17 protein-coding genes and 2 pseudogenes are annotated in these 22,132 nt (G+C 65.7%); 7 read left to right on the top strand and 12 right to left on the bottom strand.

Annotation, left to right across the window (positions count from 1 at the left end; genetic code table 11):
• Positions 1–33 precede the first annotated feature (33 nt).
• From HMI59_RS26100 to HMI59_RS26090, 3 genes and pseudogenes are all read right to left on the bottom strand, one after another.
• Positions 34–555, bottom strand: a pseudogene (locus HMI59_RS26100) (DUF2867 domain-containing protein); the annotation flags it as partial.
• A gap of 350 nt (positions 556–905) precedes the next feature.
• Positions 906–1,019 carry a hypothetical protein gene (locus tag HMI59_RS26095; protein WP_370583586.1) on the bottom strand — a complete coding sequence of 38 codons (114 nt, stop codon included), beginning with the start codon at positions 1,017–1,019 and terminating at the stop codon, positions 906–908.
• A 187-nt stretch (positions 1,020–1,206) separates the two neighbouring features.
• A pseudogene (locus tag HMI59_RS26090) lies at positions 1,207–1,659 on the bottom strand (NAD(P)H-binding protein); the annotation flags it as partial.
• A 41-nt stretch (positions 1,660–1,700) separates the two neighbouring features.
• Between HMI59_RS26090 and mfd the strand changes: the two are divergent.
• From mfd to HMI59_RS14880, 7 genes are all read left to right on the top strand, one after another.
• Positions 1,701–5,324, top strand: a complete 3,624-nt coding sequence (gene mfd, locus HMI59_RS14910) for a transcription-repair coupling factor (RefSeq protein ID WP_193591736.1) — start codon at positions 1,701–1,703, stop codon at positions 5,322–5,324.
• Between the two features lie 5 nt (positions 5,325–5,329).
• The gene (locus HMI59_RS14905; RefSeq protein WP_193591735.1) at positions 5,330–6,139 is read left to right on the top strand and encodes a metal-dependent hydrolase; all 810 of its coding nucleotides are present in this window, start codon (positions 5,330–5,332) and stop codon (positions 6,137–6,139) included.
• 126 nt (positions 6,140–6,265) lie between these two features.
• Entirely contained in the window at positions 6,266–7,060 is a 795-nt protein-coding gene (locus HMI59_RS14900) for a glycosyltransferase (RefSeq protein WP_021471445.1), read from the top strand.
• Positions 7,057–8,502 (top strand): glycosyltransferase family 4 protein, encoded by a 1,446-nt coding sequence (locus HMI59_RS14895; protein ID WP_227471401.1) that lies wholly within the window; start codon positions 7,057–7,059, stop codon positions 8,500–8,502. The genes HMI59_RS14900 and HMI59_RS14895 overlap by 4 nt, the downstream gene beginning before the upstream one ends.
• The gene (locus HMI59_RS14890; RefSeq protein WP_193591734.1) at positions 8,492–11,575 is read left to right on the top strand and encodes an oligosaccharide flippase family protein; all 3,084 of its coding nucleotides are present in this window, start codon (positions 8,492–8,494) and stop codon (positions 11,573–11,575) included. The genes HMI59_RS14895 and HMI59_RS14890 overlap by 11 nt, the downstream gene beginning before the upstream one ends.
• Before the next feature lie 2 nt (positions 11,576–11,577).
• Entirely contained in the window at positions 11,578–12,717 is a 1,140-nt protein-coding gene (locus tag HMI59_RS14885) for a glycosyltransferase family 4 protein (protein WP_227471400.1), read from the top strand.
• Positions 12,718–13,533, top strand: coding sequence for a PIG-L deacetylase family protein (locus tag HMI59_RS14880; RefSeq protein ID WP_227471399.1), 816 nt, complete (start codon positions 12,718–12,720; stop codon positions 13,531–13,533). It abuts the gene before it with no gap.
• Positions 13,534–13,650: 117 nt separating this feature from the next.
• On the opposite strand, the gene HMI59_RS14875 is transcribed toward HMI59_RS14880, so the two are convergent.
• The 9 genes from HMI59_RS14875 to HMI59_RS14835 all read right to left on the bottom strand — a co-directional run bounded on the left by HMI59_RS14875 (position 13,651) and on the right by HMI59_RS14835 (position 22,131).
• Entirely contained in the window at positions 13,651–13,872 is a 222-nt protein-coding gene (locus HMI59_RS14875) for a hypothetical protein (protein WP_021471440.1), read from the bottom strand.
• 53 nt (positions 13,873–13,925) lie between these two features.
• A complete protein-coding gene (gene deoC, locus HMI59_RS14870) occupies positions 13,926–14,606 on the bottom strand; it encodes a deoxyribose-phosphate aldolase (protein WP_021471439.1) in 681 nt (226 codons plus the stop codon).
• 125 nt (positions 14,607–14,731) lie between these two features.
• Positions 14,732–15,607 (bottom strand): FAD-dependent oxidoreductase, encoded by an 876-nt coding sequence (locus HMI59_RS14865; RefSeq protein ID WP_021471438.1) that lies wholly within the window; start codon positions 15,605–15,607, stop codon positions 14,732–14,734.
• Between the two features lie 178 nt (positions 15,608–15,785).
• Positions 15,786–17,132: a patatin-like phospholipase family protein gene (locus HMI59_RS14860; RefSeq protein ID WP_193591733.1), complete on the bottom strand. Its 1,347-nt coding sequence runs from the start codon at positions 17,130–17,132 to the stop codon at positions 15,786–15,788.
• Positions 17,129–17,584, bottom strand: a complete 456-nt coding sequence (locus tag HMI59_RS14855) for a hypothetical protein (RefSeq protein ID WP_227471398.1) — start codon at positions 17,582–17,584, stop codon at positions 17,129–17,131. Before HMI59_RS14855 ends, HMI59_RS14860 begins: the two co-directional genes overlap by 4 nt.
• Entirely contained in the window at positions 17,581–18,063 is a 483-nt protein-coding gene (locus HMI59_RS14850) for a DUF1772 domain-containing protein (RefSeq protein WP_193591732.1), read from the bottom strand. The genes HMI59_RS14855 and HMI59_RS14850 overlap by 4 nt, the downstream gene beginning before the upstream one ends.
• On the bottom strand, positions 18,060–19,025 hold the full coding sequence (locus tag HMI59_RS14845) for an acetoacetate decarboxylase family protein (protein ID WP_193591731.1): 966 nt from the start codon (positions 19,023–19,025) through the stop codon (positions 18,060–18,062). The genes HMI59_RS14850 and HMI59_RS14845 overlap by 4 nt, the downstream gene beginning before the upstream one ends.
• The gene (locus tag HMI59_RS14840) at positions 19,022–20,077 is read right to left on the bottom strand and encodes an alpha/beta fold hydrolase (RefSeq protein ID WP_193591730.1); all 1,056 of its coding nucleotides are present in this window, start codon (positions 20,075–20,077) and stop codon (positions 19,022–19,024) included. Before HMI59_RS14840 ends, HMI59_RS14845 begins: the two co-directional genes overlap by 4 nt.
• Complete coding sequence (locus tag HMI59_RS14835; protein WP_193591729.1) at positions 20,074–22,131, bottom strand: hypothetical protein; 2,058 nt, start codon at positions 22,129–22,131, stop codon at positions 20,074–20,076. Before HMI59_RS14835 ends, HMI59_RS14840 begins: the two co-directional genes overlap by 4 nt.
• Between the last annotated feature and the right edge of the window lies 1 nt (position 22,132).

The following is a 22,132-nucleotide window of genomic DNA, read 5'->3' as shown; positions in this document are numbered from 1 at the left end:
GGTGGTGTTGAAGCTCTTTTAGCTCCCAACATCCTACGGGGTGTCGCTGGCCGCGCCCGAACCGGCCCCGGCTGCACCCTGCTCGCGGGATGCTTCCTGCAGGGCCGTGGCGGCCGCCGAAATGTTCCGCGCCATGGACGGGAAGATCACCCCGTGGAACGGGTAAACGCCCAGCCAATACAACCGTCCTGCCAAGCCGCGCGGGAAGAAAATGGCGCGCTGGCGATACAGGCTGCCGTCGCCGTCGGGCTCTACCGCCAACTCCAGCCACGCGCGCCCGGGCGCCCGCATCTCCGCCCGCAGGCGCAGCAGGTGGCCACGGTCAATGGCCTCCACCCGCCACCAATCCACCACCTCCCCACTATTGAGTGTTTTAGGGTGTCGTCGCCCGCGCAGCAGGCCGGCCCCGCCCTGCAGTTTGTCCATCCAGCCGCGGATACGCCAGGCCAAGGGCAACGAGTACCAGCCGTTCTTGCCGCCGATGCCTTCGATGATGGTCCACACATGCTCCGGCCGGGCGGGGCTGTGGAACTTCCGTTCGTCCACGTACACCTTGTACCCGGCCCAGTCGGGGTCGCTCGGGAGGGGATCGGAGTCCACGCCGGCGTTGGCCCACGTGGTCTCCACCTGCCCGTCGCGTTCCTTGCCCAGCGCCAAGGCAACAGCGCGGCGGTACGGCGTCAGGCCGCCGTCGGGCAGGGGAATGTAACGGTCGACGTCGTGCTCCCGCGACACAGCGTCGTGCTGCAGTGACTGCACCAGCGGGAAGGACATGGACAGCGGAATCGGTGTCACCAGGGCAACCCATAGCCCGGCCAGCTTCGGTGCGGGAACCGGCAGGGCAATGACCAGCCGCCGGGGGAGGCCACGCTCCACGGCGTACTGGTTCATCATGTCCTTGTACTTCAGGACGTCGCGGGAACCGATGTCGAAGGTGCGGTTGAGCTTGTCCGGAAGGGTGGCAGCGGCAACGAGGTAGTGGAGCACGTCCCGCACCGCGATCGCCTCGATCCGGTTATTAACCCAACTGGGCGCCGGCATGACGGGCAGCGTGTCAGCCAGATGACGGATCATTTCGAAGGACGCGGAGCCCGAACCGATCACCACGCCCGCCTGGAACACGATGGAATCAACCCCGGACTCCAGGAACACCCGGCCCACCTTTTCCCTGGACCGCATATGGGTTGAAAGCAGCGCATTGTCAGGATGGAGCCCGCCGAGGTAAACGATCCTGGATACCTTGGCGGCGGACGCGGCAGCTGCCACCAGGCGGGCCATCGCTTCTTCCTTGGCCTCGTAGCCGCCGCCCGATGCCATGGAATGGACCAGGTAATACAGCACGTCCACGCCTTCCATGGCCTTCGCTGCGGTGTCCTGGTTGTCCAGCGAATCCTGGATGATTTCCACGTCGCCGTGCCACGGGACGTCAGCGATCTTCTGCGGGGAGCGGACCAGGACTTTTACCCGGTGGCCGGCCTCGAGCAACCGCGGAACCAGGCGGCCGCCGATGTAGCCGGTGGCGCCCGTTACCAGGACGGTCTTGCGGGAAGGCTGTTTTTCAAGCGGTTGCTGTTCGGGCGCTGGCTGCAAAGGAACTCCTGGGGCTGGAGGGAGGGGTAGGCTGGAATCAACCCGGCATTCATTCGAATTTCCGGGCATTTGTGTTGCCTGCCCTTGGACCCACCCTAGGAGTTTCAGCCATGAGCCTCAACGGCCTGCGCCGCGCACTGGCGGAAGACAAGACTTTTGCGCGCGTTCGAACAGAGGCTGGGCGGCCTTTCGAGTCCCGAAGCACCGACTATCAAATCAGCGCGCCCACGGGCATGCGATCCGTCCTGCTCGCCGAAATGGCCGACGCCCTGGCCACCGGTGCCGCCGGTGATCCGGTGGTACTGGCCGTGACAGCCACCGGGCGCGAGGCCGAGGACCTCACCGCCGCGCTCGCCTCCTACCTGCCCGCCGACTCCGTTGCCACTTTCCCCAGCTGGGAAACCCTCCCGCACGAACGCCTCTCGCCCCGCTCTGACACGGTGGGACGCCGCCTGTCGGTCCTGCGCAGGCTCGCCCACCCGGAAAGTTCGACGTCGGCCCCGCTCCGCGCGGTGGTTGCACCCGTTCGCGCCGTGGTCCAGCCGATTGTGGCCGGCTTGGGCGACCTCGTCCCCGTCACCTTGAAGGTAGGGCAGGAGCGCTCCTTCACCGACGTGGTGAGGGCGCTGTCCGACGCGGCCTACGCCCGGGTGGACATGGTGACCCATCGCGGTGAATTTGCGGTGCGTGGCGGCATCCTGGACGTCTTCCCGCCCACGGAAGACCACCCCATCCGCGTGGAGTTCTTCGGCGACGAAATCGACCAGATGCGCTGGTTCGCCGTGGCCGACCAAAGGTCGTTGTCCGCCCCGGGCATCCACCACCCCACGGAGCTCCACGCTCCGCCGTGCCGCGAAATCCTCATCACCCCTGCGGTCATGTCCCGCGCGGCCAAACTGAAGCCGGACATGCCGGCCGCGGCCGACATGCTGGAGAAGATCGCCGGCGGCATTGCCGTGGAGGGCATGGAATCCCTGGCGCCCGTGTTGGTGGACGCCATGGTTCCTTTGGTGGACCAGCTTCCCGCAGGCTCCATGACGGTAGTCATTGAGCCGGAGAAGGTCCGTACGCGGGCACACGACCTCGCGGCCACGAACGAGGAATTCCTGGAGGCGGCTTGGTCGACGGCGTCCGACGGCGGCGCCGCGCCTTTGGACTTGTTGTCCCGGGCGTCCACGGACCTGCATGCTGCAAGCTTCCGATCCCTCACCGACACCCGCTCCGCAGCACTGGAACACGGCGTTTCCTGGTGGTCCATCACATCCCTTGCCTCCGACGAGGACCTGGTCCTGGACATCGACGTCCTCAACCTGCACGCCCGCGAACCGCGCGGATACCAAGGTGACGTGGCTGAAATGCTGGAGTTCATCGGCTCCCGCGTCCGCGACCAGTGGCGGATCGTGGTGGTCACGGACGGCCCGGGCCCGGCCCAGCGCCTGGCCGAACTGTTCCACGACGCCGAGATTCCGTGCAGCCGCGTGGACTCCCTGGACAAGGAACCGCAGCCCGGAATCATCGAGGTGACCTGTGCCGCCGTCGGACGCGGTTTTGTGCTGGACGGGCTCAAACTGGGCCTCCTCACGGAAGCCGATTTGCTGGGACGGGCGTCGGCAAGTTCCACGAAGGACATGCGGCGCATGCCGTCCAAGCGGCGCAATGCCGTGGACCCGCTGCAACTGCATGCCGGCGACTTCGTGGTCCATGAGCAGCACGGAATCGGCAAGTTCGTTGAGTTGATCCAGCGCAAGGTTGCCGGTACGTCGGCCTCCGATTCGGGCCTTCGGGAGTATTTGGTCCTGGAGTATGCTCCCTCCAAGCGCGGCGCTCCGGGGGACCGGTTGTTCGTTCCCACCGACCAGCTGGACCAGGTGACCCGCTATGTAGGCGGCGACGCTCCGGCCCTGAGCAAGATGGGCGGCGCCGACTGGGCCAGCACCAAGTCCAAGGCGCGCAAGGCCGTGAAGGAGATCGCCGGGGAGCTGATCCGCCTTTACTCGGCGCGCATGGCCAGCCGGGGGCACGCCTTCGCCCCGGACACCCCGTGGCAGCGCGAGCTTGAAGAAGCCTTCCCGTATGTGGAAACACCGGACCAGCTGACCACCATCAATGAGGTCAAAGCGGACATGGAACGCGAGATTCCCATGGACCGGCTGGTGTCCGGCGACGTTGGCTACGGCAAGACCGAAATCGCGGTCCGGGCCGCGTTCAAGGCCGTCCAGGACGGGAAGCAGGTGGCTGTCCTCGTGCCGACGACGCTCCTGGCACAACAGCACTATGAAACTTTCACCGAACGCTTCAGCGGGTTCCCGCTGCGGGTGCGGCCCCTGTCCCGTTTCCAGACCTCGAAGGAGGCCAAGGAAACCGCCGAGGGCGTCAAGAACGGTTCCGTGGACGTCGTGATCGGAACCCACCGGCTGCTGTCCAAGGATTTCGAGTTCAAGGACCTCGGCCTGGTGATCGTCGACGAAGAGCAGCGGTTTGGCGTGGAGCACAAGGAAGCGCTGAAGAAGATGCGCACCAACGTGGACGTCCTGGCCATGAGTGCCACGCCGATTCCGCGCACCTTGGAGATGTCCCTGACAGGCATCCGGGAAACCTCCACCCTGGCCACGCCGCCGGAGGAACGCCACCCGGTGCTCACGTATGTTGGCCCGTACACGGACAAGCAGACCTCGGCTGCGATCCGCCGCGAGCTCATGCGTGAAGGACAGGTGTTCTTCGTGCACAACCGCGTCTCTTCCATTGAGCGTGTCGCGGCACAGATCCGCGAACTGGTTCCTGAGGCCCGCGTGGAAGTGGCCCACGGGCAAATGTCCGAAAGCCGCCTGGAAAAGATCATTGTGGACTTCTGGGAGAAACGCTTCGACGTGCTGGTGTGTACCACCATCATTGAGACCGGCCTGGACATTTCCAACGCCAATACCCTGATTGTGGACGGCGCGGACAAGTATGGCCTGTCCCAGCTGCACCAGCTCCGTGGCCGGGTGGGCCGTGGGCGCGAACGCGCCTACGCCTACTTCCTGTATCCCTCGGAAAAGCCGTTGGGCGAGGTGGCGTTGGAACGCCTCAAGGCCGTGGCTGCCCACAACGAGCTGGGCGCCGGCATGCAGTTGGCCATGAAGGACCTCGAAATCCGCGGTGCCGGCAACCTCCTGGGCGGCGAGCAGTCCGGCCACATCCAGGGCGTGGGCTTCGACCTCTACATCCGCCTGGTGGGCGAAGCCGTGGCCGAGTACCGCGGAGACGCGGAGGAGAAGGCCGCGGAGATGAAGATCGAGCTTCCCGTCAATGCGCACTTGCCGCATGACTACGTGCCCGGCGAGCGGCTTCGCCTGGAGGCCTACCGCAAGTTGGCGGCCGCCGTCACCAACGAGGCCATCGAGGAAGTTCTGGCCGAACTCGTGGACCGGTACGGCGCGCTCCCGCTGCCCGTGCAAAACCTGATCGCCGTGGCGCGCTTCCGTGTGGGGGCCCGCGAAGCCGGCCTGTCCGACGTCGCGCTCCAGGGAAACTTCATCCGTTTCTCGCCGGCGCAACTGCCCGAATCCAAGGTCATGCGCCTGAACCGCATGTACCCCGGTTCCCAGGTGAAGCCTGCGCTGGATGCCGTGTTGATCCCCAAACCCAAGACCGCCCGGATCGGCGGACGCGACCTGCAGGACGCCGAAATCCTGGAGTGGGCCAACAACGTCATCGAGGCGATCTTCGCCGATGTACCCGTGAAAGCCGGCTGACTTCAATGATGGGAGGACACCACGCCGCGTCGGGAGCCGCGGCGTGGATCGCTATTGCCTCGACCGGGCCGTACGCACTGGGCTGGTACCCGCTGGATTCCACGGGCATCCTCATCGGGGCCATGGCGACGGCGGGAACAGCACTCGTGTGCGACTGGGACCACCGGCACAGCACCATTGCGAACTCGCTGCCCCCGGTGTCCAACGTGATCGCCGTCGGCATCGAGAAGGCCAGCGGCGGGCACCGCCAGGGGACGCACTCGCTGCTGGGAGCCTCCGCCTTCGTGGTGCTGGCAGCAATGGCCGCCCAGTTCCAGATGGTCACGCCGGTGGGGAAGTTGTCCGTGGGCGCCGGACTCCTGTGCATGTTCATGATCAACCTCGCGGCCAAGGCCCTGAAGCTGTTTCCCAAGTCCGGCTGGATCACCAACTGGATCTTCGCCCTTGTCATGGCCGGATTGGTGACGTGGTTCGCCCCGGACCAGTGGGGTTGGCTGCCTCTGTCCATGCTGACGGGCGTGGTGGTCCACATCGTGGGGGACATGATCACTGTGGGCGGTGTGCCCCTCTTATGGCCCATCGTCATCAAGCCGCCCAAGTTCCTCCGCAAATCGGCCATCAAGGGAATCTGGCGGCCGAACGGCGCGTTTTCCCTGCCCTTGCTCGGCCGCGCGGGATCCCGTCGCGAGTGGCTGGTGCTGATCCCGGTGAGCGGCTACGCCATGGTGGGAATGGCCGTCTCCGCCTGGGCCCTTGCCCGGCAGCATTGGCCCGGAATGGTGGCTGCTTTGGGCGGTGCACTGCAGCTTCCTTGAGCTCCCCGTTTGGTCCATTGCTTGAAACGTCCATCAAATTCGCGTCATGACTCATGGCCTCCCTCCACATCCAAACGGGCGCCTTTGCCCCGGTAAGACTTTGGTTTGGGGAACTTGGAGGTTCACATGGACTTGTTCCGTTCGCACGGCATCCATTCAGGCAGCAAGGAAAGTGAGGCACAGCGACGCACCCAATCGTTGCGGCGCTCACACGTTGACCTTGAGGTAATTATTCCGGCGTACAACGAGGCTTCGAGGATGCCCGGCACGCTGCGACAGACAGCCGACTTCCTCGCCGCGCAGCCGTGGTCTTCGCGGATTGTGGTGGTGGACAACGCCAGCGTGGACGAAACAGGACCGGTGGTCCGGAAGCTGTCCAGGGAAGCGGGAAGCCCGGTGCCGATCTCGGTGATCGGCTGTGCCCGCCGTGGCAAGGGCGCTGCCGTCCGTCGGGGGCTCCTGAGCGGGACCTCGCGGTTCACTGGTTTCTTCGACGCCGACATGGCCACTCCCGTGGAGACCCTGGCTGCTGCCATGTCCCACCTGCAGCATGGTGCCGCAGCCGTGATCGCGTCGCGGCATGCGCCCGGAGCCACGCTCGTCCGGCCCCAACAGCTGGGCCGGCGCCTGGGCGGCAGGGCGTTCAGGGCCTTGACCAGGACAAAGGTCAAGGGCATCGCCGACACACAATGCGGCTTCAAGTTCTTCGAACGTGATGCGCTCACCGCTGCCATGGTGCAGTGCCGGGCAACGGGCTTCGCCTTCGACGTCGAGCTGCTTCTCAGGCTTCAACTCCAGGACGCACCGATTGTTGAACTGCCGGTCGCGTGGACGGATGGCGCATCGTCGTCCTTCCGGCCCCTCCATGACGGCGTAGCCAGTTTCGCCGCCGTTTTCCAGCTCCCAAAGTCAACGCCGTGACCGCGGTACTGACGCACGAAACCGCCGTCGCGCGGCTGGCTGGAAAGCACGTGCTGGTCCTCAACTGGCGGGACGTGTTGCACTCACAGGCCGGCGGGGCAGAGCAATATATGCACGAGATTTCCCGGAGGTGGGTTGAGCACGGAATCAAGGTCACCTGGTTCACCGGCCGGGATACCGGACAAGCCGCCGCTGACGTCATCGACGGCGTTCGGGTACTGCGTGCCGGCGGGCCCCTGGCCATCTATGCCCGGTCAGCACTCAAGCTTTTGAGGTCAGGCGAAACGTTCGATGCAATTGTTGACTGCCAGAACGGAATCCCTTTCTTCTCTCCGTTGTTCGTACCGGCCGATACCCCGATCGTCCAACTGATCCACCACGTCCATCAAGAGCAGTTCGCCACGAGGTTCGCTCCTCCCTTGGCAGCCCTTGGCCGCTTCTTGGAGAACAGCGGCGCGAAGGCGGTCTACGGTCAGCGGGCCATTGCGGCAGTATCGGTGTCCACGCGGCTGGAGCTGCGCAAGCTTGGCTTCACCGGTCCCGTGCATGTGGTCCCGAACGGCACCATCGACGTGCCCGCAAGGCCGGGGCCCAGGGACCCGGAACCAACCATTGGCGTCGTCAGCCGGTTGGTTCCCCACAAGCGGCTGGACTTGTTGCTGGGGCAGTTCGCGGTTGCGGCGCGGAGTATTCCGAATCTGCGCCTGGAAATCGTGGGAGACGGTCCGGAGAAGCCCCGTTTGCAGCAGTTGGCCATGGACCTCGGACTGGACCACGCAGTGACGTTTCACGGATACCAGCCAAACGAAGTCCGCGACGATCTCTTGAACCGCGCCTGGCTCACAACATCGACCTCCGCTTCCGAAGGTTGGGGATGCTCGGTAGTGGAGGCCGCAGCGTGGGGCGTCCCCTGCCTGGCATTGCAGGTCCCGGGAATCCGGGACTCAGTGGTGGATGGGCGGACGGGCTGGTTCGTGGACACACCCACGGAACTTGGCGCTGCCATGGTTTCCGCGTTGGAGGCTTTGGCTGATGCGAACATCGCCAAGGGCATCTCTGCCCAGTGCCAGGAGTGGGCCCGGTGCTTCACCTGGGACCGCTCCTCTGAATTGCTGGCCGGAGTCCTGCTGGAGGAGACCCTGCGCCGCCGGGGCGTTGATGGCTATGCCAGCGTTTCGGACATGTCCACCGTGGCACGCTTCGAACTTCCCGCGGGAGTGGACCTCGGAAGCATACGGAGCGTCCTCAGGCCCACGGATGAAGTGCGGGAGACCGAGGGCGACGTGGAAGTGCTCATCAAAGGGCGCGATGAATTCGAGGCGTTCGCTGCCTTGAAAAGCGTGGGTGTGATTGCCGCGGAGGTGCGGCCGGCAGGGAGGAGCAGCCTCCTCGCCGGACCGGGCAACGGGTTCACTCCTGCCGACGCTGTTCATGACCTATAGCGGGACACGCTCCGGCAGCGCGCCGGCATACCGAAGCCGTGCCAAAGCCGGCCAGGCAAGCAAAGTAGCGGAGAACAGCGGCATCCTGGCGGTCTCGGCGGGACTGGTGGGGGTAGTGAGCTACGTCTGCACGCTCCTCATGGCCAACAGGCTTGAGACCACCGACTACACGCATTTCGCCGCAGCCGCGATGCTCATGGGCATCGTGGGAATTGTGGCCTCGGCGTTGGTTCCGTTGCCGCTGTCCCACATCGTGGCGGTCCATCCTGCGGGTTCGGAGGAGCGCAGGGACGGGATGGCCTTCGCGGTTTTCGTTTCGTGGGCGGCGGGCGCGGCTTCGGCGCTGCTCACGGGAGGGTTGGCGCTTGTTTTCGCAGGTCCGGACCTGGCGGCAGCAGTGGCGTTGGGCTCCCTAGGGATCTTCGTCGTCACGGCGCATGCCGGCTGGCTTCAGGGCGAGCTGAGGTTTCCGTGGTATTCCCTGACCACCATCGTCGAGGTGTTGGTTCGGCTGCTCTTCAGCCTGGTGGTCATCGCCCTGGCATGGGGCGCAGGGGGAGCAGTGGCGGGATTTGCGGTGGGCTCCCTGGTGCAGTTTGCCGTGCCGCGGTCCTTCTACCGGGATCTGACGTGGCGTCCGGGAGTGCTTCGGGAGAAGTGGCGCTGGGCTGAAACCAGCGACATCGCCTCGGTCCTGTGCGTCGTGTCCGTCCTGGTGGGCATCGACGTCGTCGTGGTCGGTTTCCTGGGCGGCGGCTCCGCGGAAGCGGCAGGCTTCCAAGCGTTGGCCACCATCGCAAAAGGACCTGTCTATGTGGCCGCGGGGACCGCGCTGGTTGCGTTTCCCTTGCTACGCAGTCCGGGAGCAAATGTCCGGAAGGTCCTTGCAGAGGCTTTTGTCTCCTTCGGGCAGCTCGGGACGGTGGCTTTTGCCGTCATTGCCACGGCGCCACCGATGATGTCAGGGCTCATTGTTCCGCAGAAATACCACGGATCCCTGGGGCTCCTGCCGTGGCTCGCTGCGGCCGGCCTGGGCTATGCGGTCCTGATGGTCCTCACCACGGTCCTCCTGGCCCTGCGCGCCTACCGCCGCTGCCAATTGGGCCTCGCCATTGCCTCCGTCCTGGTGCTGGGTGGCTTGTGGGCCGGCTGGGAGTTCGATGGCGTGCGGGGCATGGCCATTGGTTGTGGCGTAGGTGCCGTGGCTGCGGCTTTGGCGCTGGCTGTCATTGCCCGGCCGGTTCTGGCCGTCCATGCCTCCTCCGGTTCGGGGCGGTCCGGCTTCGCTTGGGCGGCGGGCGTCCTGGCCCTTCTGGTGGTCCTCGGTGTGGCCGCCTGGCTGCAGCCCGTTGTGTGGTTGTTGCTGGCCGGCGTGGGCGGAACAGGAGTCCTTGCCCATCAACGGGGACTTCTGCCCACGCGCAACGACCTCCGGATATTACGACGGCGGCGGGCCGCGGGCCGGCGGTCCAAGCCCGTGGGCCGGCGGTCCAAGCCCGTGGGCCGGCGGTCCAAGCCGCAGGCACTTTCGGCAGGGCGGCTGGCCCGGATCGGAGCCCGCCTCTCCGCCAACACGGCCGCCACGTTCGTGCTGGTGACGGTGGCAGGATTCGGCGTGCGCGCCCTTGGCCTGGAGCGGGGCTTTGAACTGTGGGTTGATGAAATGCTGTACGTCAGGCTCGGCGAATCGGTGGGCGCGGGTGAATTTCCGACGTTGCCTGACGGTCCGTTCTTCCTGCACCCTCCGGGCTACTTCCTGCTCGAAGCCGGCGTCATCAAGGTGTTCGGCGTGTCCGGAGACATCATCCCGATGACCCTGCAGCTTCGCTGGCTTAACGCCGTCCTGGGAGCCGTCACTGTGGGTTTGGGCTACCTGCTGATCCGCAAACTGGCCGGCCTGGCCGCCGCGTGGCTGACTGCGGTGATTTTGTCCTTCGAGCCGTTCATCCTTCGCAACAACAGCCATGCTTTCCTGGAGACCTCGGCCATGGTGCCGGCGCTGGCCGGGTTGGTGCTCCTGGTGGGCAGCCGGGAGGGGGAAGGCCGTCTGCGTTCCTTTGCGAGGTTGGCAGGGGCCGGCTTACTGCTGGGGTACTCGGTGGTGTGCAAGGACTTCTTCCTCATTTGCACTATCGCTACCGTGCTTGCGGCCCTGGCGTGGAAGAAGACCCTCCCGTGGCGTCAAGGGCTGGTGGTCACTGGCTTCGGCATTGTTCCCTACGCCGTCTACCTGCTGGTGGTGACTGTCCATGGACACTTCCCTGCGTGGCAGTGGGCCAAGAGCCATGGAGTTGTCCGCATGTCCGGGGTGGAGAAGTCCACCGGGTTCACCGCGGAGGGGTCGCCGAGCATCGTCTCCCGGCTTGTGGAGCAGGTAGGGCAATTCGGTACCAGCTATCTCCTCCTGGTGTTGTGCCCTATTGCCGGATTGCTGCTGTGCTTCAGCATTCACGCCGGTCGGCGGCTGATGGGGCTGGCCGGCCTGGCGCTTGGCGCCGCGGGAACTTACAGCGCTTTGTTCGGCACCTTTGAGGAACAGTACGGGTACGGCGTCATGGTGGTTGGCGCACTGTGCGCCGTCCTGTTCGTGGTGGAGCTCAGGGAGAGGTTTCCGGGCACGCGCAAGGTGCTGGCCGTGATCGCCGTGGTCCACGTGCTGCTCACGGTGGCGCTGGGACTGCGGACCGCCCTGACCCAGGACAACGGATTTGTCCGCGCCGATGAGTGGATCCAGGCCAACCTCCCGGCCGAGGCGCGGATCAGCGTCACCAACAGCACGGGGCACTTCGCCTACATGCACGATCCCCGTTTTGGCATCTGGCCGGATGCGCCATTGATGGAACAGAACGGCGTGAGCTATGTCCTCACCCAATCGAAACCAACGAGGCAGGGATACGGATACGCCAATCCCGCCATGCTCGCCTGGTTGGAGGAACACGCAACGCCCATGGTCACCACGGCCGGCCCAACCAACGGCGAAACCACCATCTGGTATGTGGATCCGGCGAAACGTCAGGCAGCAGCCGCTGCCAACGTCGGGGTGCCCTCCAAGAGCTACGGGACAGAAAGGTAATCATGAGAGTTTTGCATCTGGGGTTCGAGGACCCCCGCATGCCCGGGGCCGGCGGCGGATCCGTCAGGACCCATGAAATCAACCGGCGCCTTGCCGCCCGGGGATTCGACGTTACTGTGCTCACCACTAGGTATCCCGGGTGGCAGGAACGGGTCCAGGACGGCGTCCGCTATGTGCCCATCGGCCTTGGCGGTGGCGGCACCAGGCTCACCAGACTGGTGGCGTACGTGCTGCGGTTGCCCTTCGAAGTGCGGCGGCGCCGGGTGGCGGCCGATCTGGTGGTGGAGGATTTTTTCGCACCCTTCTCCACCATGGCTGCGCCGCTCTGGACCAAACTTCCCACTATCGGCGTTGTCCAATGGCTGCATGCCAGGGACAAAGCACGGCAATACAAACTGCCCCTGCACTGGGTAGAAAGGTGGGGCGTTCGCAAGCACCGGAGGCTCATTGCAGTGTCCCGGGGCATCGCAGACAACCTTGCTGCACTGAATCCGGCCCTCCATGTGGACGTGATCGGAAACGGCGTGGATCCCGCCGCGTGGAAACCAACGCCCCACAAAGGCCAAAATGTCCTCTTCGTAGGGCGCCTGGAACTCGGTCACAAAGGTTTGGACCTGCTGATGGCGGCTTGGGCCAAGTGCTGCGCGGAAGTGGACGGGATGCTCCTCGTTGCCGGCACGGGCCCGGACGAAGCAAAGCTGCGTGTGCTCATCCGCGACGCCGGTCTCTCAGAGCGCGTGCGGTTGCTCGGGTGGCTCTCCGGGGAGGAGAAGTTCCGCGCTTTCAGCGAGGCGCGCCTGGTGGTGGTGCCTTCGCGGCACGAGACCTTTGGACTCGTGGCCATCGATGCCCTGGCGACGGGCACGCCGGTGATTGCCTTCGACATCCCGTGCCTGCGGGAGATCGTCCCGCCAGGGGTGGGGTGGCTGGTTGAGGCGTTCGACGTCGGCGCGTTCGCAGATGAGATAACGCGCCGATACGCACAACCCGGCTTGGAAGCCGTGGCTGAGGAAGGACGGAAGTTCGCGGCCGGCTACAACTGGGATGCGCTCGCGGACCGCCAGGCCGAGGCATACCGTGCCGCCTTGGAGGCACTTTCCGCAACAACCGGTCGGCAGGACAGTGCCGCTGAAAGGGACTAGATGACACAGCAAACACGGGTTGAACGCTCCATGGCAGGAAATGCTCCTTGGCTTGTGCTGTCGCCCCATCTTGATGATGCAGTGCTCTCCTGTGGTGCGCTGCTCGAGGCCCAGGCGCAAAAGCGCACCATCGTGGTGGCCACCGTGTTCACGGAGGAGGGCTCCCCGCCGCACACTCGCGCGGCGCGATCGTTCCTGGGCCAGTGCTGCATCACCGAGGCCGGGGGACTCTTTGAAGCCCGCAAGGCCGAGGACAGGGCCGTGCTGGCTGCCATGGGTGTCCAGTACCTGCACCTGGGAGAGGTGGATGCCCTCTTCCGGAAGCGCGAACCACTCCGCCATCGCAGGCCGTTCCTTAGGCAGGGGCTCGTGGACAAGGTCTGGTGCAAGCTGCCTCCTGAACTGACGCACCGTTACCCGACCTACCGGTTCGATATCGCTTTGGGAAGAGTGGCGCCGGGCGATCAAGCGCTCATTGGGGAGCTGAGGGACAAAGTTGCCGGGCTCATGGCCAGCACCCAGGCGGAGTTGCTTTTTTGTCCGGTGGGAGTGGGACGGCACGTTGACCATCTGATCACGCGGGAGGCGGCAGCAGGGCACCCGGACAACGTCGTCCTGTACTCGGACTTCCCCTATAACGTGGCGACACCACCGGACGCGGCATTGCTGGAGCGGCAGGGCTACCGCCCCTGGACGTGGGAGGCCGGCGCTGCCTCCAAGCTTTCGCGCATACGGGAATATGCCACCCAAGCTGATGCCCTGTTCCCGAGCGGCGTGATTCCCGTCAAAGCGGAAACGTATTTCGCTGCGGACTGATCCCGTGGGGCCGGACTGATCCCGTGGGGCCATTGAAACAGCAAGGATTCTGAAACAGCAAGGCCCGGGCGAATCCGCCCGGGCCTTGCTGTTGTTCGTCTTGCCGTTATACGAAGTTTAGTTTTCGCCTGCCGAGTCCGAACGGCCGAGGATGGTCTGCGGGATCCAGAACGCGAGGGCGAAGAGACCCAGGCACACGGCCATCGGCCACGGGTTGTCCAGCGTCAGGAAGGACAGCGAGTAGATTGCGCCGAGGAACAGGACGATGATCACCAGGAACAGGACAATGCTGGTGCCCAGGTTGTTCTCTTTTTCAATCGGGGCAGTGTTCTTGGACATTCATTCCTCCTCGGCCCCGCAGGGCTCAAATTCCGTGGCGGCTTCCGGAAGCCTCAGTAGTCGGATGAACCCTGTTCACCCTTGACGATGGCAATCCCGGAGCTCGCTCCGATACGTGTTGCACCAGCAGCTATCATAGCCTGTGCGTCGGCCAGGGAGCGCACTCCGCCCGAGGCCTTGACGCCGAGATCCGGGCCCACGGCCTTGCGCATCAGGGCAACGTCTTCTGCGGTGGCGCCTCCGCCGTTGAAACCGGTGGACGTCTTGACGAAGTCGGCGCCCGCCTCCACGGCAGCCTCGCAGGCAATGACCTTCTGCTCGTCGCTCAGCAAGGAGGTTTCAATAATGACCTTCAGGATGGCCTCGCCTCCGTGGACAGCCTCGGCAACCTTGGCGATGTCTTCCACCAGGGCGCCTTTGTCATTGGCACGCGCGGCGGCAATGTTGATCACCATGTCCACCTCGTCCGCTCCGTCCAGGACCGCGCCGCGGGCTTCGAACGCTTTGACGTCGCTGGGCGTAGCACCGAGCGGGAAGCCCACCACGGAGCATGTCAGCACTCCCGAACCCTTGAGGGCGTTCTTGACGGTCTTGACCCAGACCGGGTTGACGCAGACGGACTTGAATTTGTACTCGACGGCCTCAGCGCACACCTTCAGGACGTCCGCCTCGCTGGCCTCGGGCTTCAGCAGCGTGTGGTCGATGTAGGAGGCAATGCCGGCTTCAGTGCTCATGGGATCCTTCCGTGCCGGGCGTGGCCGGCCCGGTGGCCGCAGGGTTGTCACTGCCCGTCAAAGGACCATCTTGCCATAAGTGCCGTGGCCCGATCGGAGGTTGCACGGCCCGATCAGGTGGTTGTTCACGCCGCTTCCCGGGTGTCCTCCGCGTTCCCGAAAGCGGCCGCCGGGGCACCTGAAAGAATCCCCGCGGCACACAGCATTGCTGAGGATTCGGCCGAGAGGAGCAGCCCCAGCCGCAGGCCGTCGCAGGAAGCTGCGTCGCCGATCGCCCAAATGCCGGGCACCGAGGTGGCGAGGTCGCGCCCGACTGCGATGCCGCCGTCGGAGGCTATCCGCAGGCCCGCCGTCAGGGCGAGTTCGGTGCGGGCGATCCGGTCTTCGGCAAGGACCACGAGGTCGCCGTTCATGCTGCTGCCGTCCTCGAACAGGATGCCGGCGGCCGGCAGCGGGGAACCGGCCAGGGAAGGTACGACGGCGGCCGGGCGCAGCGTGGTGCGGACGGGACGGACTCCGCGGGCCCGGAGGACCGCCTCGGCTTGTCCGGCAGCGGGTCCGGTGCCTACCAATATTCCCAAAGGCCGGTGACCCACCACGCGCGTGGCGTCCTTGATGGCTTCCCCGATGGGCCCGGCGTCGTCGATGGTGGAGTAGCTCAGGCCGCAGTAGGCGCCCGTGACCGGCGGCAGCAAGGGAGCTGAGCCGGTGGCGATGACCAGTTGGTCGTAGGCGAACTCCATGCCGTCCACGGTGGTGACTGCCTTGGCTTCAGCATCGATGTAGCTTGCCGCCTGGCCGAAGCGGACGGACACGCGGGGGAGTCCGGCCAGTTCGAGGAGTTCCTGCGGGCATTCATCACGGTTGCTCAGGACCGTGATGGTGCCGTCGAAGAGGCGTTGGCCCTGCGGCCGGGGTCCTTTGCCCGCCAGCCGCCGAACCAAAGCCTGGGCGGCCGGACCTGCGCCTGCGATGACGATGTGCCGGGAAGAGGAGGACATGGTGGGCCCTTTCGCTGTGACCTGCCTGGTGCTTGTGTCCATCAGCCTAGGAGCCGGGTTTTTCGGGGGTGTTTCCCCGCTGTTGCCATTGGAGGCGCGTTTGTAGCGCGGCGTTTACCCGCCGGTAATAAGCTGGATCACACTCTCGCTTGCGGGGTGATGTGACCAAAGCTGCAGGTCAGTAGCGGTGGAGCAGTTCCCGGAGCCCGTTTGCGGCGAATCCCGCGGCGGCCCCGGCCCGGTCAATAAAGCCGTGGGCGCCTACCGGTTCAACGGAGGCCAGGAGTCCGGCCGCGTCCGCCAACGTCATCCGCACTTCGGTGCGCGTATCCCCGAGGGCCAGTTCTGCGCGGCGCGAGTCCATCCAGGCGTCCGGCCCGGGGTCGTCGTGGAGGGTCCGGGTCACGGTCAGTTCCTGCCAGGAACCGCCCAGCCGCACCTTTCCGCGGTAGGTGACCTGGTCGCCGTCGGACTCCACCCGCCCGTCTGCCACGAACACACGGCCGCCAACCCCCGCATGATCGACGTAGCCGGTGAACCGGGGCGGCCCTGCGACGGCAGCGGTAGGGAGTACCACGGTGGCCCGGAACGTCAGCGGGCTGCCGCCGATGTCTCCCCGCAGGGTGTCGTTGAAGCGGACTCCGGGGGGCGGTTCCGTCATGGCAGTACAGCCGGCGTCCTTGGCCACGCCCTCCGGTTGCAGGGAATCGAGGTAGCTGCGGGCGTCGCGGTACCCCATGCCGATCAACGTCCCGGCGTCCACCCGGTTCAGGTAGAACTCGGGATCCAGGGGAAGCGGGTGTTCGGGTTTGATGACGTGCAGCACGAAGTGCCGGCCCGTCGCCGCAGCTGCCTCGAAGTCCGCCAGCAGCGCGCCCATGGCACTCATTTCGATCATGTGGACGTACTGTTCCAGCGGACCGTCACCCCAATACGGGGAGTTGCCGATGCACCAGATGAGCCACACTTCATCGGCGCCCCGCCGGAGCGCCTCGGCGACGTTTGCGTCCCGGACCCAGACGGCGTCGGTCCAGATCCTGCCGTCGCGGCGCAGGGGAGTGAGGAAGATCGGCAGGGACATGCCCGCGGCCATGAGTTCGGCGTCGATGTCCCTGGCATCGATTGCGTGGCACCGCTTCTCGGTGAATTCAACAACGTTGAAGGAACCTTCGACGGCGTCCGGCGCAGTTGCGTGCCGGCGCACGGCATCGGCGTCGACGCCCAGGGCAGGGAACACTTTGTTGAGGATGCCGTCGGCGTCGCCGATGGCGGGCAGCGACCACGGACCCTTGAGGTAGTCGCCCACGGGCAGTGCGGAGCCGAAGTCCTTGACGTCCACGTCCAGCCACCGCCTGCACATGTCCTCCGGGGATACGCCGGACAGCAGCATCCCGGCAGTGAGGATACCCCCGGACGTTCCATCCACGTGATGGAAATCGATCCCTTCCTCGGCCAGTGCCCTGACCACTCCTGCCTGCCATGCAACGCGCATCCCGCCGCCCGCCAATACCAAGGACCGCTTCATGGCGTGAGTCCCGCCGGGGCCGCGGCACCGAGCCGCCGCCAGTAGATGAAGAGGAGCACCGCCGTCGCGAGGTCGAAGAAGGCAACCAGCAGGGCCAGGGGCGAGAAAACGCCGTTGAGGACCCCGATCCCTACGGCTCCGAAGGCCCCGGTCTTCTGCACGCCGGACCACAGGACCACCTCGGGAGAGGGCACTGTGTTGAGCAGGGTGTGAAGGAGGAGCCCGCCCACCACCACCATGAACATGCCCACCGTGCCAAACAGCTGCCGGGTTTCCGGGGTCGAGTCCGCGCCGAGCAACTGGAGCAGGGGGCCTCCGAAGGGCACTTCCACCACGCCCGTCAGCACCGTGATGATCGCGATGAGGGCCAGGACGGCCCGGAGGGGATCGGCCGTTGCCCAGGCCACGGTCCCCGGCGGGTGTGGTTTGCGGGACTCAGCGTGGGCGCTCACCCGAACGACTCCAGCAGCCGGCCCCGGTCAACGAGGAGCCACACCATGGCAGCCCACGTCAGGGTGGAGACGTAGAAACGGATGTCATTGAGCATCATCCACCGCTTGAGGAGGGAGCGCAGTTCGGCGTCGTCCTTGAAGTCGCCGCCGCGGATCCGGACGTTGATGGGAATGATGATGCCCTGTCCCACCCAGGTCAACACGATGATGCCAAGCAGGCAGATGATGGCCGGAACAACCCGGATGGTGCCCCACTCGGACCAGACGAGGATGCCGCCGGAAATGAACATGACGGGCACAACCACGGTGAAGAACTTGGTGGCGGCACGGGTGGGAATCCCGAAGTGCATGTCCACGTTGTCCTGCGCGAGTGAACGCCACGTGGGGTAGAGGAAGAACTTGAGGACCCACATGGTGCCCACGTACATGGTGGCGCCGAACAGGAAGTACAGGGCGTTGATGAGCAGCAGCCAGTTCATCGGGTACCGCCCGGGGTGTTGGCCGCAGCGCCCGGCACCCGGCTGCGGTCAGGCGGCGCCAGCCACTCCTGGCCCTGCCCGAGGTTCACCACGCTGTCCAGCATCTCTCCGCCCCGCAGGCCCGCAGCGCCGGCCTCGGTGGGCGCCGTCAGGAACCAGGCCTCATAGTGGTCGTCCAGGACGCCGTGCGCCGTGGGCAGCCACGCGGTGAAGATCGGTTTCGCTTCCGGCTCCAGGTTCTTCAAAGGTGCGACGCCGGGCGCGTCGCCAAGGATGAGGCGCGCCTTGGCCTGTGCCCCGAAAGCAATGTCTCCCGTGGCTTCAAAGTAGATGTCCGATTTCCAGAGCATGTTCCGGAACGCGCAGTAGTTTGACGCTGCGAGTTTCAGCGGGATGCCCAGCGGATCCGGGCGGTCGATCTCGATGTAGCAACCGAGCTTGCCGTCCTTGTCGTACTGGGCGGAGACCGTGGAATCGGTCACCACGAAGTCAAGGTTCGCCTGGTGCTTGGGCATGCCCCAGATGCCCTTGCCGCCCTTGACGGAGATTTCGGTGCTGACGGGGAGGTCCACCACGAACTGGCCAAGCTTGAACGTCTTCTGGAAGAGCAAGGGAAGCAGCGGTGGCGCAGGTCCCAGGCCGTGGGTAATGGCGATGGCCAGCGAATACTCGATGTACTTGCCTATGTCCGTGGACCGGTAATTGACCACCGTGACCACCAGCAAGCCCTTGCCGCCCAGGCTGAATGGCCGCAGCTCAGGTCCGGGAAGGATGGCGGCCGCAGCCTTCTTGTTGATGGGGAAGGCCGCCATGAGCACCGGTGAATCGTCGGAGTTGACGGGCATGACGTACTTGATGCCGTCCGCCAGGGCGTGTTGGCCCCGCAACCGCTCCTGGCGGCGCGGTACGGGAGAGGGCATGACCTTGAGCAGTGGGGTGATCAGCTCGGTGAGGGTTTTCATGGCTTGAGCTCCTGGTGTCCGTTCAGCTCGTCGATGATGATGGGGAAAGTGTCCTGCCAGGCGTGTTCGCCAAAGAAGACGTCCAGATGCCCGTAGCCGGGGATGAGGTGCAGGGAGTCCTTGCCCGGGCGGTGCTTGCGGAAGAACTCGTAGCTGCGCTGCTGGCTCTCGGGCAGGAAACACAGGTTGTCCAGTCCCGCGATGAACGCGAACCGTGCATCCGTCTGCGGGGCCTCGGCCACGTAGTCCTTCGGCAGTTCCGGATGGTTCCCCGCCGCGACCATGTGCCCGGCTTTGATGCTGCGGCCCATCTCCTCGAAGAACGTCACCGGCACTTCGGCGAACTCGCCGCTGAGCCACTGGTGCGTTGCGTCGTCGAGGTTTTCATGGGCCCACAGGGCCGGGCGTCCGCTGCCGTAGGTGAAGCTGACCATCTTGCACACGGTGTTGTCGCACTCGTGGTGCGTGGCCTTGACCAGGCCGCGGATGGCCCGGGTGAAGTAGCCCTGCGACTTGTAGCCCCATGCCGGTGACAGGTAGGGGGTAAAGAGTTTCACCACGGGCGTGAGGTAGTCGATCTTCAGGCGCGAGAACGCGGGGACCACAGGGTGCAGCGAGACCGCGTTGGAGACGATCGTGTCCACCTGTGGCAGCAGGCCTGCAACCGCGGACATTGTGAAGGACGTGGAGCCCTGGCAGTGGATCACTGCCTTCATGGTTTCGGCGCCGGTCTCCCGCAGCACGTACTCGACGGCGGCCGGGTGGTCATGGACCGCCGCGTCAGCGAGCGTCCAGGACAACGGCTCGAGGTCGATCGAGGCGCGCCAGTTCAACATCCAAACATCCCAGCCGTCCTCCAAGAGCACGTCCACGATGGTGGTCCGGATGGGCGGCCGGAACAGTTCGGCCCGGACGCCGGAACCGTGGACCAGCAGCACAGGGCCCTTGGTGGGTTCGGCCGGTGACGTGACGTGGACCAGGCTCAGGGGAGTGTTGTCCCGGGCACGGAACGGGATCACCTCGGTCCGGTGCGCGGCGCGGGTGATGGTCATGGCATGGTTCCCTTCCGTGCGATGGTGATCGGTTCTTCAAGAAGCCGCACGGCCGGCAAGCCGGACTCCGGAACCAGCCGCGCGCCGTCGTCGTTGTCTGCCAGCCGCCAGTCGCGGCAGATGGTGTCCACCACCAGCGGGTAGACGGTGAGGTTGCCGTCGGTGCCCAGATGAATGCGGAGGAAGCCCTTGTGGTCCTCGATCGACTGCCCGGACATCTTCCACGAGTCCACCTCGCCGCTGGGCGTGGCCAGGATGAACAGCGCGAACGCCTCACTCCCCAGCACCCACCCGCCGCCGTGCACCAGGGCCAGCGCCACGAGCACCACCAGGATGTCCGGCCAGTGGCGCGGCCACGGGATGAGGATCACGACGGCGGCACTCACCGCGAGCGCGGACAGTTGGTACAGCGTGCCGCGGGCAAAAACGACGATGCCGGCTGTGGCTATTCCCAGTGCCCGTGACAGCAGGGAGACCACGAGCAGGAGGACCGGCATGGCGAGGACCAGCACGGTGATGGTCAGGGGCAGGTTTCCGGTGCTTGCCCCGCGCAGGGCGTCCACGAAGGACTCGCCTTGGAACGCGCTGAACACGGTCCAGACGGTGAGTGCGGCCACGACGTGCACGGCTCCCATGGAAAGGCCGAAGCCGGGGTTGCGTACGGGAAGCCACGACGGCGAGAACGGGTTGGCCAGCCGCGGGCCCAGGAGGTGGGACTCGGATTGGTCGGGGTAGATGGTGGGGGCGCGGGTGAAGCGGCGTCCGGCAAGCGGAGTGTCCCTTCCTGTGTCAGTGTCCGTGCCTGGGCCAGTGTCCGTGCCTGGGCCAGTGTCCGTGCGGGCGCGGGCGCCGGAGGTTTCTCCTGCCCCTGCCGGTGCGGGGAGGAGCAGCTCCTTCGGGAGCCAGTGGGCGTCCGAGAGGTAGGCTCCGCCGAGGCCGCACGTGATCATCTGGGTCTTGGCGGCACCGGTGATGGGGTTGCTTGGTTCGGGACTGGCTTCTTCGTAGCGGGAGTAGTGGTGGAGGTCCCCCGTGAGCCACAAGCGGACACTGGCCCCGGTGGGTTCGAACAAGCCGGTCTCCGGGTTGAACCGTCGCCGCAGGTAGTCCTGTTCGAAGAAGTCGGCCTGGCGGAACTCGTTGGGCTTTTCCCCGGTGCGGTCAGCGTCGGCGTCCACCCAGACGGGAGCGGCAACGCACAGAATGACCGCGTCCCCGGGCTGCAGTTGGAGGGTGACATTGCGGTAGAAGTAGTCCAGCTGGGGTTCATCGATGTACTGGCCCAACTGGCTGTCCAGGCCCAGCAGCCACCAGCCGGGGGTGCCTTTGCGGCCGGGGCCGGGGCCTTCCCCTGTCAGCCGGACGGCGAAGTAGCTGCGGCTTTGGATGGTCCGCCACGCGCCGATGTTCCGTTGCCGGGTGAACGTCCGGATGAACGAGGTCAGGCCGTCGTACCAGTCGTGGTTGCCGGGGAGCGCGAGCATCACAGGGATCTGCGCGGTTTCTCCCGGGGTAGGGGTGCCCGCCGGGGACCGCGAGGCCGGGAACGCTGTGCGGTACGGCCCTACCATGCGGTTCTCATAGGCTGACGGGGATGCCACGGGGTACACCTCGTCGCCGCCCAGCACCAGCACCCGGCCGCGGGGAAGCTCGTGGCCGTCCACCCTGAGTGATTCCTGTGCCAGGAGCGAGGCCACGGTGTAGGTGGCGTCGAAGCCGTCGCCGAGGTCGGCAGTGAAGTCGAGCCAGAGCTCACCGGGCGTGGAACGCGGGCCCTCAGTGCGGGTGCCGGCGCCCATCCCGGGGGTCGGCATAGCCCGGCTGGTGACAGGCGGCTGGGCCGGTTGCCCCGGCACGGGAAGCTTGTCCAGGCGCAGCGGATCGTCCGGGAAACTGCCTTCGAGTTCGCGTTTGTCGCCGAAGTCCGCGAACACGGTGGCCGCCATGACCTTCAATGCCGTCCGCGCCAGGGACATGGGGGAGAGCCAGCGAACAGCCGGCTGCGGGGTAAATCCCAGCAGCGCCCGGTGCTTCCCGAGCTTCCGGCTTTTCATC

The sequence above is a fragment of the Paenarthrobacter sp. YJN-5 genome, from assembly GCF_015040095.1.
GTDB lineage: Bacteria > Actinomycetota > Actinomycetes > Actinomycetales > Micrococcaceae > Arthrobacter > Arthrobacter ureafaciens.
Note: the sequence above shows the minus strand (reverse complement) of the source record. Positions and strands in the feature narration are given on the sequence as shown.

What these genes read in the sequence shown, in the direction of transcription:
- mfd (WP_193591736.1), top strand. Translation starts at nt 1,701, where the DNA reads ATGAGCCTCAACGGCCTGCGCCGCGCACTGGCGGAAGACAAGACTTTT.
- HMI59_RS14905 (WP_193591735.1), top strand. Translation starts at nt 5,330, where the DNA reads ATGATGGGAGGACACCACGCCGCGTCGGGAGCCGCGGCGTGGATCGCT.
- HMI59_RS14900 (WP_021471445.1), top strand. Translation starts at nt 6,266, where the DNA reads ATGGACTTGTTCCGTTCGCACGGCATCCATTCAGGCAGCAAGGAAAGT.
- HMI59_RS14890 (WP_193591734.1), top strand. Translation starts at nt 8,492, where the DNA reads ATGACCTATAGCGGGACACGCTCCGGCAGCGCGCCGGCATACCGAAGC.
- HMI59_RS14885 (WP_227471400.1), top strand. Translation starts at nt 11,578, where the DNA reads ATGAGAGTTTTGCATCTGGGGTTCGAGGACCCCCGCATGCCCGGGGCC.
- HMI59_RS14880 (WP_227471399.1), top strand. Translation starts at nt 12,718, where the DNA reads ATGACACAGCAAACACGGGTTGAACGCTCCATGGCAGGAAATGCTCCT.
- HMI59_RS14875 (WP_021471440.1), bottom strand. Translation starts at nt 13,872, where the DNA reads ATGTCCAAGAACACTGCCCCGATTGAAAAAGAGAACAACCTGGGCACC.
- deoC (WP_021471439.1), bottom strand. Translation starts at nt 14,606, where the DNA reads ATGAGCACTGAAGCCGGCATTGCCTCCTACATCGACCACACGCTGCTG.
- HMI59_RS14865 (WP_021471438.1), bottom strand. Translation starts at nt 15,607, where the DNA reads ATGTCCTCCTCTTCCCGGCACATCGTCATCGCAGGCGCAGGTCCGGCC.
- HMI59_RS14860 (WP_193591733.1), bottom strand. Translation starts at nt 17,132, where the DNA reads ATGAAGCGGTCCTTGGTATTGGCGGGCGGCGGGATGCGCGTTGCATGG.
- HMI59_RS14850 (WP_193591732.1), bottom strand. Translation starts at nt 18,063, where the DNA reads ATGAACTGGCTGCTGCTCATCAACGCCCTGTACTTCCTGTTCGGCGCC.
- HMI59_RS14845 (WP_193591731.1), bottom strand. Translation starts at nt 19,025, where the DNA reads ATGAAAACCCTCACCGAGCTGATCACCCCACTGCTCAAGGTCATGCCC.
- HMI59_RS14840 (WP_193591730.1), bottom strand. Translation starts at nt 20,077, where the DNA reads ATGACCATCACCCGCGCCGCGCACCGGACCGAGGTGATCCCGTTCCGT.
- HMI59_RS14835 (WP_193591729.1), bottom strand. Translation starts at nt 22,131, where the DNA reads ATGAAAAGCCGGAAGCTCGGGAAGCACCGGGCGCTGCTGGGATTTACC.